The following is a 16,073-nucleotide window of genomic DNA, read 5'->3' as shown; positions in this document are numbered from 1 at the left end:
TTGCCCTTTTGCTTTACTGGCCGTCCGGCACGATTCGCCGGCGGCGTGTCACGATCACTGGCCCGTTGCCGCCGCGCGAATCCGACGGCGATGCGTTGCCGGATGCGTCGCCGGCGTCGCGTGGCGCGCCGTAGCTTTCGCGCGGTTCACGGGGTTCGCGCGGGGCGCCGTAGCCTTCGCGCGGCTCACGCGAGCCGTAACCCTCGCGCGGTTCGCGCGAGCCATAGCCTTCACGCGGTTCGCGGGAGCCGTAACCGCCATCGCCGCGCGATTCGCGCGGGCCGCCGTGCGAGCCGTACGGGCTGTGACCGCCACCTTCACGGCCGCCCGGGCGCCCGCCGGTGCGCGGCCCGCGGGGACCGCTGCCGCCCGGACGCGAGCCGCCCGTGTCGAGCTGGATCGTGGAAATCGCGCGCTTGTAGATGCCTTGCAGACCCACGGGGGTGCGCAGCATCACCAGGTACTGGTCGAACGACTCGATGCACCCCGTCAGACGAATGCCGTTGACGAGATAGATTTCAACGCGCTTACGTTCCTTGCGCGCCGAATTGATGAAGTCGTTTTGCGGATGGGATTCTGCGGGATTGGCCATTGAGGTGCGGCAGGAGCCTGCGTCAGAGAATATGTTGTGCGTGTGTGTGGCGTGTTCGTCCACAAGGTGTTTGGCGGGATTCTACCCTGTTCGATCGGGGAGCGCGTAGCCGTGATTGTGTCGAACCGTAACCCACTATAGACGTTCCAGCGCATTTTCGCGATTCGGCCGAACGGCCAGCGCCATTTCGTTACGCCGCGTTACGACTCTCGCAGTGCCGTATCACCTTGATTTGCGCGCCGCGCGTAGATTGGCTGCGCGAGCCGGGCGGGCCGGCATATCAGGGATTCAGAACATGAACAAGAGACGATGGGCAGGGTGGGTCGGGGCCGTGGCGTTGCTGGCTTCCGGCAGTGCGATGGCGGGGCATGTCGACCTGTCGGTCGGCATCGGTGTGCCGGTCGCGCCGGTCTATGTCGAGCCGGCACCGGTCTATGTGGCGCCGCAGCCGGCCGTGGTCGCCTATCCGGGATACGGATACGGCTACTACGGCGATGACGACGACGATCGCTATCGCAAGTGGCACAAGCACTATGACAAGCATTGGCGCAAGCACCACGGCGACGACGATGACGATTGAGCCCGAGGCGAGCCCCGCCGGCGCGCATCAGAACGCGTAGTCGGGGTTTTTCGGGGCGAACGCGGTGTCGTCGAGCGTCGCCGGCGCGATTTTCTCGATGACGATCCGTTCGAAGATCTTGCCGTCGTTGTCATAGGACTCGACGGTCCGGAAATAGGGCGCGTGCAGGTCGAGCCCGAGGACTTCCTTCTTCGCGTAGAACTGCGGTCGGCCGGTCGGCGTTTCGTAGGTGAGCGCAACGACGCGCACGCCGCCGATCGTTCTGGCTTCCACATCGGTCGGCCGCTGCACGCCGGCTTCCACGTATTTCTTCCCTTCGGTCAGGTACAGGTTCGTGATGAACTCGGTGCCGAGATCCGTCACCTGGTGATTCGACTGAGCGCGCGCGAGTGCGCCGTCGAGTGCCGTCCACAGCGGAATCTTGCCGAGCAGGCCACCGAGATGGCCGTACATCTCGTCCTTGCGCTGCGTCGTGTCGTAGATCGTCTCCTGGCCCGCATGCGCACCGCCCGGCAGCCATTTCGCATAGACGCGCAGCGGCTCGCGGGTGGTTTTCACGAGCATGCGGTCGGGTGTATCGGACCATTTTCCGCTGATGCGCTCCTGGCGCACCATCGTGAACTGGTATGACGGATAGCCGTTGGGGCCGTTACGGATATAAAGCGGTACGGCGAGCGGATCGAGTGCCTTGAAGAGCGCCGTGAGCGTCGCGTCATCGAGTTGCGCGAGCGTGCCGCGCTGTGCTGCCGTGCGCAGCCAGCGCGCCTGCTGTGCGATCGGCTCGCGCGTGACTTTCGCGAGATCCGCTGGCAGCGCGACACCCGCTGCCGCGCTCGCGGCGGCGGCCGTTTCCTGTGCATGCAGGCCCGCGTGTACGAGCGACAACAGGCAGGCGACCGCCACGGCGGCGGCATGCCGCGCGTGGTGCTTCTTTCCTTCGTTCATCGACGGCGTCTCCCGGGGCGATGGATCGTTCAGCCTTGCTTCGCGGCCTTGATTTTGGCGAGTTCCTCGTCACGCAGCGCGCGGCGCAGGATCTTGCCGACGTTCGTTTGCGGCAGCGCGTCGCGGAACTCGACGAATTTCGGCATCTTGTAGCCGGTCAGGTTCTTGCGGCAGTGCGCGAGCACGTCGTCGACCGTCAGCGACGGGTCGCGGCGCACGACGAACACCTTGATCCGTTCGCCCTGTACCTCGTCAGGAATGCCGATCGCCGCTGCTTCGCTGATGCCCGGATGCATCACGAGCACTTCCTCGATTTCGTTCGGATACACGTTGAAGCCCGACACGAGGATCATGTCCTTTTTGCGGTCGATCAGGCGGATGAAGCCGCGTTCGTCCATCACGCCGATGTCGCCGGTGCCGAGCCAGCCGTCGGCGTCGATCACCTTGGCCGTCTCGTCGGGGCGCTGCCAGTAGCCGCGCATCACCTGCGGACCGTGCACGCACAGCTCGCCCGGTTCGCCGATGGGCGCCCAGGTGCCGTCCTCGCGGCGAAAGCGCACGACGGTGGACGGAGCGGGCAGGCCGATCGACCCGCTGAACGCGGCCATGTCGTTCAGGTCCACAGGGTTCATCGTGACGATCGGCGAGCATTCGGTCAGGCCGTAGCCTTCGACGACCGGCCGGCCCGTCACCTGCTGGAAGCGCTCCGCGACCGCGTGCTGCATCGCCATCCCGCCCGCCATCGCGAGCTTCAGCTTCGAGAAATCGCGCTTGCGGAATTCCTCGTTGTCGAGGAAAGCGTTGTACAGCGTGTTGATGCCGGTGATTCCGGTGAACGTTTCGTTGCGGATGATCTTCATCACCATCGTCATGTCGCGCGGGTTCGCGATCAGGATGTTGCGTCCGCCGAGCCCCATGAAGATGAAGGCGTTCACCGTCAGCGAATAGATGTGATACAGCGGCAGCGGCGTGAGCACGGTTTCGACGTCGCCCGATACCTGGTCGGCGATCCAGGCCTTCGCTTGCAGCAGGTTCGCGATCAGGTTGCCATGCGTGAGCATCGCGCCTTTCGCGACACCCGTCGTACCGCCCGTGTATTGCAGGAACGCGAGGTCGTCGCGCGTGATCGGCACCGACTGCGGCTTGCCGCGCGCACCGAGCGCGAGGGCGGAGCGCAACCGGATGGCCTGCGGCAGGTGGTAGGTCGGCACGAGTTTCTTCACGTGCTTCAGCACGAAATTGATCAGGCGTCCTTTCGCATTGAAGCCATCGGCGAGCAGGTCGCCGAGCGCGGTGACGACGATGTTCTTCACCTGCGTTTCCGGCAGCGCGTCCTGCAGCGTGCGCGCGAAATTCTCGAACACGACGATCGTCTGCGCACCGCTGTCCTTCAACTGGTGCGCGAGTTCGCGCGCGGTGTAGAGCGGATTGACGTTGACGACGATCGCGCCTGCCTTCAGCGTGCCGAACAACGCGACCGGGTACTGGAACGTGTTCGGCAGCATGATCGCGACGCGGTCGCCGGGCTTGACGCCGAGGCTTTGCAGATACGACGCGAACGCGTCGACTTTCTGCGCGAGCGTGCGGTAGGTCATCGATGCGCCTGCGCTCACATAGGCGACGCGCTCGGCGAAGCGGCTGGTGCATTCGTCGAAGAACTGCACGAGCGATGCATATTGCGTGACGTCGATGTCGTGCGGGACGCCGGGCGGGTATGACGCGTACCAGATGCCGTCGGAGTTGGGCGGAACCTGGGCCGCTGCGGTTGCTGCGGAAGATGACATGACGTGTCTCCGGTCTTTGCTCTCGGCGACGGCGGGCGCTTCGGCACCCGCCTGTGCCCTGTGCCGCACGGTCGATCGACGGGGACGCATCGACGCCCCGCATGACCGCGCGTTTCAATCAAATCGTGAACAGGAAGTCGCGCGTGGCCTCGCGCGCTCAGTTCGTGGAATGCAGCGTTGCCGTATCGGCGGTGGTCGCGCACGACTGCGGCAGCCCGAACGCTTCGCTCGCGCCTGCGTCGTCGAGCACGGCCGCGAAGATCGACAGTTGCGCGCTGTCTGGCATCGGCGCTTTCAGCGCGGCGACGATCAGCGACGACAGTCGCGCGATCATCTGCACGTCGTTCATCGTGCGGCCTTGCGAGAACTCGTCGATCAGGCTTTCCGTTTCGGCGCCGGCGAGCGCGCCGGACAGCGCGCCGATCGCGAAGTGCAGCCGCCAGCCGAGCTCCGTGCGCGGCAGGTGCGGCAAGGCCCGCTGGAACGCGTCGAAGAAGCGGCCCGCGACGCTCGCGTAGTGCGCAGTCAGGAAGTTGCGCACGAACGGCGACGGATCGGTGTACGCACGGCCGATCAGACGCAGGAACCCGGGCCCGCCGCGCTCGGGATTGCGCGATGCCTTCAGCGCGGGAATGAACATCGCGCCGAGCACGTGCTCGCAGGTGATGTGCGTGCCGAGTTGCGCATCGAAGCGGTCGAGGATGCCGAGGCGTTCCTGGTTGAGCTGGTCGAGCCGGCGCGACAGCATCGCGTGAATCAGCGCTTCCTTGCTGCCGAAGTGGTAGTTGACCGCGGCCAGGTTGACCGCCGCGCGCGAGGTGATCTGGCGCATCGACATCGCCTCGAAGCCATGCTCGATGAACAGATCCTCGGCCGCATCGAGGATGCGCGCCTTCGTCCCGCCGGTCTGCCGAGTGCCGGATGACCGCTGCCCGGACGGCCGTCCCGTGGATGGCCGTCCTTCCTGACTTACTGCCATGTCCCGCCTCCCATGCCGGTCGCCCGGCCGCGAACTGGTGATTTGTTTGTCTGATTCAAACAGTCGTTTTTATTAAGATAAAAAAGGGCGGGCGGAGCGGGCAAGCGCGGAATCTGGACAAATTCCTCTAGTTCGATGTGCAGATGCGGAAAGTATCGCGCGCGCCCTCGGCAGGGCGGGGCACGCGCGATGGTGCGATGCGTCAATGTGCGGGGTCAGCTGACCGCGCTACGCGTATTGACCGATTGCGTCATGTCGATGCCGCGCCGCTCGCGGCTGAACAGGATCAGCACGGCGATCACGACGGCGACGATGCCGGCCACGAGCGCGAGCGCGAAGCTGTAATTGTTGTTGTGCGAAACGGCGAGCGAGGCCTGCATCGTCGCGTTGCCCGACGCGAGCAGGTTGCCGAGCTGGTAGACGACGCCGGGGAAGGTCGCGCGGATCTCGTCGGGCGAGATCTCGTTCAGGTGAACCGGGATCACGCCCCACGCACCCTGCACCGAGATCTGCATCAGGAACGCCCCCGCGGCGAGCGCAACCGGGCCGCTCGAGAACGCCCACAGCGGCAGCACGGGCAGTGCGATCAACGCAGCGATGAAGACTGCACGACGCCGGCCGATCCGCTCCGAGATCGCGCCGAACGACAGGCCGCCGACGATGGCGCCGATGTTCAGCACGATCGTGATCCACGATACGGTATGCGGATCGAAGTGATGCTGTTCGCGCAGGAACGTCGGATAGAGATCCTGGGTGCCGTGCGAGAAGAAGTTGAACGCGGTCATCAGCACGATCGCGTAGATCGTGAGCTTCCAGTTCTGCTTCAGCGTGGAGCCAAGGCTCGGGCGCGGGCGCTTCTCCATCTGCTTCCATGCCGGCGATTCGGGCACGTGCGCACGCACGTACAGCACGAGCAGCGCGGGCAGCACACCGACCATGAACATCCCGCGCCAGCCGATGTACTGGTAGAACAGGCCGAACACGACGGACGCGAGCAGGTAACCGCTCGGATAGCCGGCCTGCAGCAGCCCCGACACGAAGCCGCGCGCATGGGTCGGCACGGTTTCCATCGTCAGCGCGGAGCCGACGCCCCATTCGCCGCCCATCGCGACGCCGAACAGCGCGCGCAACACGAGCAGCGCGGTCAGGCTCGGTGCGAAACCCGACGCGAGTTCGAGCAGCGAATAGCACGCGATGTTGACCATCAGCGTCGGGCGGCGGCCGAAGCGGTCGGCGAGCCGGCCGAAGATCAGCGCGCCGAGCGGGCGCATCGCGAGCGTCAGCGTGAGCGCGAACGCGACGGCGGGGATCGTCGACCCGAATTCGGCGGCGATGTCCTTCAGCACGAAAACCATCAGGAAAAAATCGAACGCATCGAGTGTCCAGCCGAGATAGGCGGCGATCGTGACGTTGCGTTGTTCGCGGGTCCAGCTCATGTCCGAGGTCTCCTCGTTGGCTTGCGCGCTCACGATGTGCAGGCGGATGCCGGCCCGGCTTGCGCGCGGTGCGGGGGCATTGATCGAGTGTAGGCCGCGGCGCCGAGCGATGTAGGGCGCGATAACGTCGAATCGGGAATAATCCCTAGGAAATGAACTGTTGCGGAAAGGGAAACGGCGTCGCGCGGAACAGGCGACAGGCATCTGTATCATTCCGGAAGGCTGTTTGTAGTTGTTTTGTAATGCGCCCGGTGCACATCGTCACCGAATCAGGAGTCCCGATGACCGAACCTTCCGCCACCACGTTGCCCGTGCTCGAAACCGCCCGGTTGTGGCTGCGTCCGCGCGTGCTGGCCGATCTCGATGCGTGCGTCGCGATGGATCGCGATCCCGAGGTTACGCGACACATCGCGGGCCCGTGGCACGATCCCGTCGAGCATCGGCGCTTCGTCACGCACCGGATCACACGCGACTATCCGCCGGGACTCGGCTACTGGTCGATCTTCGAGAAGGCCGCGCCCGATGCGTTCATCGGCTGGATCCTGCTGATTCCCGACTATGCGGACGGCGCGCGCGACGTCGAGATCGGCTGGCGGCTGGTGCGCGCGACATGGGGGCGCGGCATTGCGAGCGAGGCTGCGGCAGCCGTCGTGCGTCACGCCTTCGACACCGTGCGACTACCGCGCGTGATCGCCGATATCGCAGAGGCCAACAGCGGCTCGCTGAATGTCGCGCGCAAGCTCGGGATGCGTCGCGTGAACGTCGTGCACGATGGCATTCCTTACATCCGGCATCGTCTCGAACGCAACGATCTGCGCGCGTAGCGCGGCGCTGCGCGGGCGGTTGGGCGGTTGGGCGGTTGTCAGAGATCGTCAACCGGATGCGTATCGAGGTCATGACGTATTAACGGCTCGCGCGATCAGGAGTATCGTTGCCGGAATTTCGCAACATGGGGTACGACCATGGCACTCGGCAATGATGTTCATCTGATTCCCGTCAAGCTGGAAGAACTGCGTCCCACGCAGATGACGGTCGGCTATCGCGAAGTCAAGGCGAAGCGCAAACACTGGAAGGGGCTCAGCAAGCGTGCGCGCAAGGCCGCGATCGAATCGCACTGGTTCCCGGCCGTGCTCGGCCCGGACGGGCTGCACTACATCACCGATCACCACCATCTCGGCCTCGCGCTGATCGAGGAAGGGGAGGCGCGCGTGAACGCGATGCTGCTGAAGGATCTGTCGTGGCTCGACCACACGATCTTCTGGCGGATGATGGAACACAACCAATGGGTGCATCCGTTCGGCGCGGACGGCACGCGTCGCGACTACGCGAATCTGCCGAAGGCGCTGACGGGGCTCGTGGACGATCCGTACCGCAGCCTTGCCGGCGAGCTGCGCACGGCGGGCGGCTATGCAAAGGACGCGACGCCGTTCAGCGAATTCCTGTGGGCCGACTACCTGCGCCAGCATGTGCCGCTCGACCAGATTCGCAAGAACTTCGCGAAGGCGCTCGATATCGCACTGCATCGCGCGCACGAGCAGGATGCGCGCTATCTGCCCGGCTGGTCGGGCGTCATTGCCGTCAAGCCCTGATCGCCTCATGACGACCACCCCGATCCGCCCCGATGCCGGCCCGCAGCATGCCGACCATTTCGCCGTGCTCGACACGACTTCGCCGCCACCCAAGCGGCGCATCGGCCTGGACGCGCTGGCCGGCCTGTCGATCGCGGGCCTGCTGATACCCGAGGCGGTCGCGTACGCGGGGCTGGCCAACCTGCCGCCGCAGGCCGGTCTCATTGCGTTGCTGTCGGGGCTCGTCGTCTATGCGCTCACCGGCAGCAGCCGCTTCGCGATCGTGTCGTCGACGTCGTCGTCCGCCGCCGTGCTTGCCGCGACGGTGCTCGCGGAGTCGGGGATGGCGCTCGCCGCGCAGCTCGCGCTTGCGGCGGCGCTCGTCGCAATGACGGGCGTGCTGTTCATCCTGGCAGGTGCCGCGCGGCTCGGCGGCATGTCGGATTTCGTCGCGCGGCCGGTGCTGCGCGGCTTCACGTTCGGCCTCGCTGTGACGATCGTCATCAAGCAGTTGCCGAAGATTCTCGCGATTTCCGTGCAGCACAGCGATGCGCCGCATGTCGCGCTTGACCTGATCACCGGCGCGCCGCATGCGAATCTCGCCAGCGTCGCGCTCGGTGCGACTGCACTGGCGTTGCTGTTCACGCTCGGGCGGAGTTCGCGCGTGCCCGCGACGCTCGTCGTGATCGTGCTGTCGATCGCGGCCGGCTATGCGATCGACTGGCAGCGATACGGGATCGCGATCGTCGGCCACATCGATTTCAAGCACATCGAGTTCGGGCTGCCGACGCTCGACCGCAATGCGTGGATGCAGACCATCGAGCTTGCGTTCGCGCTGATGCTGATCCTGTACGCGGAGTCGTACGGATCGATTCGCAACTTCGCGCTGAAGCATGGCGACAGCGTGTCGCCGAACCGCGACCTCGTCGCGCTCGGCTGCGCGAATCTGGTGTCGGGCCTGCTGCACGGGATGCCGGTCGGTGCCGGCTATTCGGCGACCTCGGCGAACGAAGCGGCCGGCGCGCAGTCGCGCTTTGCCGGCCTGTGGGCGGCGGGCGTGGTCGCGCTGATCGTCTGGCTGCTGCTGCCGCAGCTCGCGCGCACGCCGGAGCCCGTGCTCGCGGCGATCGTGATCTTCGCGGTCAGCCACTCGCTGCATCCGGCGGTATTCCGGCCGTACTGGGCCTGGCATCGCGACCGGGTCGTCGTGATCGCCGCGCTGCTCGCGGTGCTCGTGCTCGGTGTGCTGCACGGGCTGCTCGCGGCCATCGGCGTGAGCCTGCTGCTGACGCTGCGCAAGCTGTCCGAGCCGAACGTCAGCGTGCTCGGCCGGCTGCGCGACAGTCACGACTTCGTCGACGTGGCGAGCCACGCCGAAGCGAAGCCGGTGCCGGGCGTGCTGATCGTGCGGCCCGAGGCGCAGCTGTTCTTCGCGAATGCGGACCGGATGCTGAACCGCGTGCGTGCGCTGATGAAGGCCGCGCCGGACACGCGTACCGTGATGCTGAGCCTCGAGGAAACGCCGGATGTCGACGGCACGACGATCGAATCGTTGCGCACGTTCGCGGCCGAATGCACGGCGCGCGGGTTGCGCCTTGCGATCGTGCGGCTCAAGGTGCACGCGCTGCATGCGTTGCGCCGCGCAGCGGACGAAACACTGCGCGAAGACGCGATGTCCGAATTGAGCGTCGACGAGAGCCTGCAGCTGCTGCAGGCCGGGATGCCGCCGAACGGTAGTGGCGGAACGACTGCCGCTTGACAGTGCGGGGGCGGCGCGCCGGCGCGTGTTATTGCGAAACCACGGTGTCGGCCGAGCGATCGATCATGTCGGTCACTTCGGCCGCCGTCGGCGCATAGGCGCCTGCATGCGCGCAGGCGACCGCCGCACAGGCGGCTGCATAGCGCAGATGCTCGGCGGCCGACGCATCGGGCCGCGCAAGCTGGCTCGCGAGCCAGCCGCCGATGCTCGCATCGCCACAGCCGACGGTGTCGGCAACCTCGGTCGGAAACGCAGGCTGGAACAGCACGGTGTCGCGATGCAGGAGCTGCATGCCGGACGCGCCGCGCGTGACGAGCATCGTTGCGTCGGGTGCCCAGGCGCGCAGTTGCGCGAGCGCGGCGGCTTCGTCGAACTCGGGAAACAGCCCGCGCAGATCCTCGTCGGATACCTTGATCCAGTCGGCGAGCCCGGCCAGCCGGCGCAGCGTGTCGCGATACGACGGCGCGGCCATCGGCGCACGGAAGTTCGGGTCGAACGAGATCCGCTTGCCGGCGGCCCGCGCGGCCTGCGCCACATCGATCAGGCGGGCCGCGAGCGGCTCGCGCACGACGCCGAGCGAACCGACGTGCACGATCTCGGCCGCGTCGAGTGCGCCGGCGGGCAGGTCCGCCGGATCGAACACGAGATCGGCGCTGTTCTCGCCGATGAAGAAATAGTGGGGCGGCTGCTTCGACACGACCATCGCGAGCAGCGGCGCGCGATCGACTTGCCGGATGAAGCGCAGGTCGAGCCCCGCGTCGGCGCTCTTGCGCATCAGCTCGTCGCCGAAGATGTCGCGGCTGACCGTGCCGGCGAAGGCCGTCGGCACGCCGAGCCGCGCACCGACGCGCGCGACGTTCCAGCATGACCCGCCGGCGACGCTGTGCCAGCGCTGCGCGTCGTCGCGGATGAAATCGGTCAGTGCTTCGCCGAATACGATCAGGCGGGGAAACGTCGTCGTCATGTCGAAACCTTGTACCGCGACGTTGCGCGCGGCCATGCACGGGGGGAAGTCAGAGGCGGGCGGCGCCGGCCGTCGCGTGCGGCGATGCGGCCGGGCACTGCCCGGTTTTGCGGCGGGGCGGCGCGATCAGCGCGGGGCGCTCCAGCCCTTGTAGCTCTTCACGTTGTCGCGCGTGATGAGCGTCGGTTCGATCAGGATCATCGGGTTGGCCGGCTTCTGGCCGTTCATGATGCCGTAGCCGACGTTGACGGCCTGCTGCGCCATCGCCCACGGATCCTGGCTCGACGACGCCTGCACGAGCGTGTTGGTCTTGAGTGCGACTTCGATATCGGGCGCGCCGTCCACCGACGTGATCACGATGCCCGGGCGGTTCAGCTGTTTCGCGGCGAGATCGCTGCCGATCGCCTGCGGGTCGTTGATCGTGAATACTGCATCGAGCTTCGGAAAGCGCGTCAGGTAGCCCTGCATCGCATTCATCCCGCCTTCGCGCGAGCCCTTGCCGTCCTGGTCGCTCGACAGTACCTTGATGCCGGCGTTTTTCGCGAGCACGGTCTTGCAGCCGTTGACGCGATCGATCACGGCCGACACCTGCGGGCCGTTCTCGATGATCACGTTGCCCTTGCCGTTGAGTTTCTTCGCGATGTAATCGCATGCGAGCTCGCCGGCCTTCACGTTGTTGGTCTGCACGGTCGCGTTCGCGCCGGCGGCCGCGACGTCGACCGCGACGACCGTGATGCCGGCCGCCTGCGCTTTCTTCACCGCCGGCTCGATCGCCTTCGGGTCGGTTGCATTGAGCAGGATCATGTCGACGTGCGCGGAGATGAAGTTGTCGATCTGCGTGAACTGCTTGTTCAGGTCGTAGTCGGCCGACACGGCCGTGACCTTCGCATTCGGATTGAGCTGCTTGGCGCGCGCCTCGGCGCCCTTGACGATCGTGACGAAGTACGGGTTGCCGAGCGACCCGACCGTGACGCCGATCGATTTGAGCGGCTTGTCCGCCGCGTGCGCGGCGGAAGCGCCGAAGGCGAGTGCGCAGGCAGCGGCGGTCAGGGCGGCTTTGTGCTTGAACATGTCGTTGTGTCTCCGTGAAGTTGCTTGGCGAGCGGGCGCAGGGATCGGCCTGCGCCGCAAGGTCGAATGGACGGGAAGGGGCTCAGGTTCGCGCCGAATCGCGCTGGCGGTAGCGGTCGAGCGCGACGGCGCCGATGATCACGAGCCCCTTGATGATGTACTGCCAGATGTCGGACACGCCGAGCAGCACGAGGCCGTTCGTCAGCACCGCGATGATCAGCGCACCGATCAGCGTGCCGACGATCGAGCCGACGCCGCCGACGAAGCTCGTGCCGCCGAGGATCACCGCGGCGATCGCGTCGAGTTCGTACGACTGGCCGAGCTGCAGGCCGTTGGCCGCATAGAGCCGCGCGGCCGACATCACCGCGCCGAGGCCCGCAAGCAGCCCCGATGCCGCATAGACGAACATCTGGATTGCCCGCACGTTGATGCCCGACAGGCGCGCGGCTTCCGGATTGCCGCCGACCGAATAGATCCGCATCCCGAGCACCGTGCGGCGCAGGATGAACCACGAGATCGCGATCACCGCGCACGCGATCACGACGAGCCACGGCACGCCGAGGATCGTGCCGTTGCCGATGAACGCGAACGGCAGTTGCGGATTGAACACGGTCGTGTCGTTGCCGATCAGGCGTGCGACACCGCGCACGGCCGTCATCGCGCCGAGCGTGACGATGAACGGCGGCAGGCGCAGGAACGAGATCAGACCGCCGTTGATCGCGCCGAACACGAGGCCGACGACGAGCGCGAACGGCACGCCGAGCCAGCCCCAGCCGGGGATCGTCGACGCGAGCAGCGCGGCGACAGCCGCGGCGGCGAGCACCGAGCCGACCGACAGGTCGATGCCACCCGTCAGGATCACGAAGGTCATGCCGGCCGCGAGCACGATGTTGATCGATGCCTGCTGCGTGACGATCGACAGGTTCTGCAGCGTGAAGAAACCGTCGGTCAGGAAGCCGAAGCCGATGCACAGAACCAGCAGCACCGGCAGCATGCCGGCGGTGCGGATCAGCGACTGCATGCGGGCACGGTGATCGGTGCCGCGCAACATCGGCGTACGGTTGGCCACCGGCTGGGCCGTCGCGGAAGCGAGGTTCCGCTGCTTGGTCGGGTTGATCATTTCGGTAACCTGAATGTAAAAGTGAAATGAAAGGGCTGATTCAGTGCGCGTCGGCGAGTTCGGCCTGCGAGCCGGTGGCGAGCGCGATGATCGCTTCCTGCGTGATGGGCGTGTGCGTGTGGCCGCCGAGTTCGCCCGCGATCTCGCCTTCGCGCATCACGAGCACGCGATCCGCGACGCCGATGATTTCCGGCAGTTCGCTCGAGATCACGATCACGCCCACGCCGGCCCGGGCAAGCTCGTTGATGATCCGGTAGATCTCGGATTTCGCGCCGATGTCGACGCCGCGCGTCGGTTCGTCGAGGATCAGCACGCGCGGCTTCGTCTCGAGCAGGCGCGACAGCAGCACTTTCTGCTGGTTGCCGCCTGACAGCGCGCCGACGTTGACGTTTGCGTTCGGCACGCGGATCGACAGCGACGCAATGGCGTCGCGTGCGCGGTCGGCGCCGCGTGCGAGGTCGAGCGCGCCGAGCCGCGCATCGCGGTTGCAGACCGAGATGTTGATGTTGTCGCGCACGCTCATGTCGAGGAACAGGCCCTGGCGCTTGCGGTCTTCGGTCAGGTACACGAGGCCCGCGTCGATCGCGTCGCGCGGCGAGTGCGCGCCGAACGTGCGGTCGCCCACCTTCACGTCGCCGTGCTCGCGCGGTTCGGCGCCGAAGATCAGCCGCGCGAGTTCGGTGCGGCCGGCGCCGACGAGCCCCGCGATGCCGAGCACTTCGCCGGCGTGCAGGTCGAGGCTGCAGCCGCGCACGCGCGCGCCGTCGGCGATGTCGCGCACCGATAGCAGCAGGTGGCCGGGATCGTACGGCGCGTGTTCCTTCTTGTAGAAGCCGGAGATGTCGCGGCCGACCATCATCGCGACGAGACGCTCGGCCGACAGCGATGCGCGTTCGAGCGTGCCGACGTACGCGCCGTCGCGCAGCACCGACACGCGGTCGGACAGTTCGTAGATTTCCGCCATCCGGTGGCTGATGTAGATGATCGCGAGACCTTCCTCGCGCAACTGGCGGATCAGGCGGAACAGGTGCTCGGTCTCGCGCGACGACAGCGGCGTGGTCGGTTCGTCCATCACGAGGATGCGTGCGCGGGTATGCACGGCGCGCGCGATCTCGACGAGTTGCTGCTCCGCGATCGACAGCGTATCGACGAGCGTCTCGGGCCCGAACGATGCGCCCAGGCGCGCGAGCACGTCCTCGCAGCCACGCGCCATCGCCGCGCGGTCGATCGTGCCCCAGCGCCGGTTGCCGCGCCGCAGTTCGCGGCCGATGTAGATGTTTTCCGCGACGGTCAGGTTCGGCGACAGGCACAGCTCCTGGTAGATCACCGCGACGCCCGCATCGCGCGCGGCCAGCGGGCCGTCGATGTCGAGGCGGGCGCCGTCGATCAGGATCTCGCCGCCGGCGTCGGCACGGTAGGCACCCGACAGGATCTTCATCAGCGTCGATTTACCCGCGCCGTTTTCGCCCATCAGCGAATGGATCTCGCCGGGATAGACGGTCAGGCTGACGTTGTCGAGCGCGCGTACGGCCGGGAACGTCTTGCTGATCCCGCGCATCTCGAGCAGCGGGCGGGGCGACTCAGATCGCGACATGGCTGGCCTCCTGCGAGTCGGTGCGGGCGCCCTTGAGGATGCCGGCCCGTGGGGAGAAGTTGAAGAACATCGGCAGCGTGGCCGCGCCGATCGCACCGGCGTCGGCGCCGAACGTGCCGCGGACGAGTACCGGCGTGCCGCGCGCTTCGGGCGCGGTGGCCACGAGCGCCGCGCGCAGGCGAGTCGTGACGGCGTCGAGCAGGCCCGCGTCGGTATCGGCGTCGAGCACGACCACCGGCGCATCGACCACGCACAGCACCGCGCGTAACGCCGGCGCGAGCGCGTCGACGCAATCGTCGATCCATTCGTCGACCGCGGGCAGGCCGCGGGCGATGCACGCTTCGAGATCGGCCCGGTTGTCGACCGTCTCGCCGTGATGGCGCAAATGGCGCACGAGCGCATGCAGCGACGCGCGCGCGAGCAGGATGTCCCACGGGCCGCGCGGCGGCGGCGCGGATGCCAGCCGGCTCGGCGGCACGGGAATCACGGCGATGTCGCCCGCATTGCCGGTCACCCCGCGCAGGCAGTCGCCGTCGATCGCGATGCCGCCGCCGATCGCCGGCCCGATGAACAGGTAGACGAAGTCGTCGCACTGCCGGCCGTATCCGTAGAACAGCTCGGCGATCGCGGCCGCGTTGCCGTCGTTTTCGCCGAATACCGGAAGCGACAGCGCGCGACCGAGGTCGCTTGCGAAATCGACGTCTTCCCACGCGCGGAACGTGTCGGGTGCGAGGCCGAGTTCGCGCATCCACGCGCCGAGGTTGTACGGCTGTGCGACGCCGATGCCGGTCAGGCGGGCGCGCTCGTGGTCGGGGAGCAGGGCCTGCATCGCGTCGATGTCGTGACGGACGATTTCAAGCACGTCGGCGGGCGGAGGCAGCAGCGTGTCGTGGGAGCGCCGGCCGAGCACGTCGCCCGCGAAGTTGACGAGCGCCGTTTCGATGCGCATCCGGTCGAGATGGACGCCGATGCCGAACGCGCCACGCGGGTCGAGGCGAATCAACGAGGCCGGCTGGCCGCGCTGGCCTTCGGTGCGGCCCGCGAATTCGATCAGCTTTGCGTCGGCTAGCGACGCGATGATGCTGCCGACCGCCGTGCCCGTCATGCTCGCGAGGCGGGCGAGGTCGGCCTTCGATGCGCTGCCGGCGCGGCGCAGCGTCTTCAGCAGCAGGCGCTCGTTGTAACGGCGCACGTTGGCCGAATTGCTTCCCTGGCCGAAGTGCGGGCTTCTCATGGCGTCTCCTTCCATGGTGCGCCGGTTGGTGGCGCATTAAATAAATCACGTTGATTTATTTAACCGCGTGAGCGCCGGCATGTCAGCCTAGGGAAATCCCGGTTTTGGGTGGAGGTGGGGGATGGCGGTGTCGGGCGTCAGGAATCGGGTGCGGATTGCGGTGACCTGGAAAGTCAGACGCAACGTGGCGCGGGTGGTGGCATTCACGCGGGACAATTGGCTGTCGCCGGATTCGCAGTAAGCCGTCACGGCTCACCGGTGCTGGGCGCGCAAACCGAACCGATGGGTTCGTTCGTGACGATGGGGGTGTGTTTCCGGAGCCGGTGTCAAGTCCTGGAATAGGTTGACAGTGTTCACCCGCTAAACGCCCGATGCACCGCATCGGGCGTTTTGTATTTGAGGGCGGCATGTGGCCGCTCGCAGTTGTAGATGTTCACCGACTGTTCG

At 66.7% G+C, this 16,073-nt stretch carries 14 protein-coding genes; 4 read left to right on the top strand and 10 right to left on the bottom strand.

What is annotated here, in order from left to right; all coding sequences use genetic code 11:
- Positions 1–13: 13 nt before the first annotated feature.
- Positions 14–592: an RNA chaperone Hfq gene (gene hfq / locus LGN19_RS37220; RefSeq protein ID WP_174962583.1), complete on the bottom strand. Its 579-nt coding sequence runs from the start codon at positions 590–592 to the stop codon at positions 14–16.
- 295 nt (positions 593–887) lie between these two features.
- Between hfq and LGN19_RS37215 the strand changes: the two genes are divergently transcribed.
- Positions 888–1,172 (top strand): PXPV repeat protein, encoded by a 285-nt coding sequence (locus LGN19_RS37215; RefSeq protein ID WP_174962545.1) that lies wholly within the window; start codon positions 888–890, stop codon positions 1,170–1,172.
- 27 nt (positions 1,173–1,199) lie between these two features.
- Here LGN19_RS37215 and LGN19_RS37210 read toward each other — a convergent pair whose 3' ends face one another.
- From LGN19_RS37210 to LGN19_RS37195, 4 genes are all read right to left on the bottom strand, one after another.
- Positions 1,200–2,117, bottom strand: a complete 918-nt coding sequence (locus tag LGN19_RS37210) for a DUF1571 domain-containing protein (protein ID WP_226219994.1) — start codon at positions 2,115–2,117, stop codon at positions 1,200–1,202.
- 29 nt (positions 2,118–2,146) lie between these two features.
- Positions 2,147–3,901 carry an AMP-binding protein gene (locus LGN19_RS37205; protein ID WP_226219993.1) on the bottom strand — a complete coding sequence of 585 codons (1,755 nt, stop codon included), beginning with the start codon at positions 3,899–3,901 and terminating at the stop codon, positions 2,147–2,149.
- A gap of 157 nt (positions 3,902–4,058) precedes the next feature.
- Positions 4,059–4,880: a TetR/AcrR family transcriptional regulator gene (locus tag LGN19_RS37200; protein ID WP_226219992.1), complete on the bottom strand. Its 822-nt coding sequence runs from the start codon at positions 4,878–4,880 to the stop codon at positions 4,059–4,061.
- 215 nt (positions 4,881–5,095) lie between these two features.
- Positions 5,096–6,316 (bottom strand): MFS transporter, encoded by a 1,221-nt coding sequence (locus tag LGN19_RS37195; RefSeq protein ID WP_226219991.1) that lies wholly within the window; start codon positions 6,314–6,316, stop codon positions 5,096–5,098.
- A gap of 281 nt (positions 6,317–6,597) precedes the next feature.
- Between LGN19_RS37195 and LGN19_RS37190 the strand changes: the two genes are divergently transcribed.
- The 3 genes from LGN19_RS37190 (at position 6,598) to LGN19_RS37180 (ending at position 9,643) form a co-directional block, all read left to right on the top strand.
- The gene (locus LGN19_RS37190; protein ID WP_226219990.1) at positions 6,598–7,140 is read left to right on the top strand and encodes a GNAT family N-acetyltransferase; all 543 of its coding nucleotides are present in this window, start codon (positions 6,598–6,600) and stop codon (positions 7,138–7,140) included.
- 138 nt (positions 7,141–7,278) lie between these two features.
- The gene (locus LGN19_RS37185) at positions 7,279–7,905 is read left to right on the top strand and encodes a ParB-like protein (protein ID WP_226219989.1); all 627 of its coding nucleotides are present in this window, start codon (positions 7,279–7,281) and stop codon (positions 7,903–7,905) included.
- 7 nt (positions 7,906–7,912) lie between these two features.
- Complete coding sequence (locus LGN19_RS37180) at positions 7,913–9,643, top strand: SulP family inorganic anion transporter (RefSeq protein WP_226219988.1); 1,731 nt, start codon at positions 7,913–7,915, stop codon at positions 9,641–9,643.
- 28 nt (positions 9,644–9,671) lie between these two features.
- On the opposite strand, the gene LGN19_RS37175 is transcribed toward LGN19_RS37180, so the two are convergent.
- From LGN19_RS37175 to LGN19_RS37155, 5 genes are all read right to left on the bottom strand, one after another.
- On the bottom strand, positions 9,672–10,607 hold the full coding sequence (locus LGN19_RS37175) for a carbohydrate kinase family protein (protein WP_226219987.1): 936 nt from the start codon (positions 10,605–10,607) through the stop codon (positions 9,672–9,674).
- Between the two features lie 126 nt (positions 10,608–10,733).
- Positions 10,734–11,678: an ABC transporter substrate-binding protein gene (locus LGN19_RS37170; protein ID WP_122945199.1), complete on the bottom strand. Its 945-nt coding sequence runs from the start codon at positions 11,676–11,678 to the stop codon at positions 10,734–10,736.
- An 82-nt stretch (positions 11,679–11,760) separates the two neighbouring features.
- On the bottom strand, positions 11,761–12,798 hold the full coding sequence (locus LGN19_RS37165) for an ABC transporter permease subunit (RefSeq protein ID WP_174962560.1): 1,038 nt from the start codon (positions 12,796–12,798) through the stop codon (positions 11,761–11,763).
- Between the two features lie 40 nt (positions 12,799–12,838).
- Positions 12,839–14,392: a sugar ABC transporter ATP-binding protein gene (locus LGN19_RS37160; protein WP_226219986.1), complete on the bottom strand. Its 1,554-nt coding sequence runs from the start codon at positions 14,390–14,392 to the stop codon at positions 12,839–12,841.
- A complete protein-coding gene (locus LGN19_RS37155) occupies positions 14,379–15,626 on the bottom strand; it encodes an ROK family protein (RefSeq protein WP_226219985.1) in 1,248 nt (415 codons plus the stop codon). The genes LGN19_RS37160 and LGN19_RS37155 overlap by 14 nt, the downstream gene beginning before the upstream one ends.
- Positions 15,627–16,073 lie beyond the last annotated feature (447 nt).

Origin of the sequence: Burkholderia sp. AU30198, assembly GCF_020419825.1 — a bacterium.
Classification (GTDB): Bacteria; Pseudomonadota; Gammaproteobacteria; order Burkholderiales; family Burkholderiaceae; genus Burkholderia.
The sequence above is the reverse complement of the archived record's forward strand: the minus strand, read 5'-3'. Positions and strand labels throughout refer to the sequence as shown.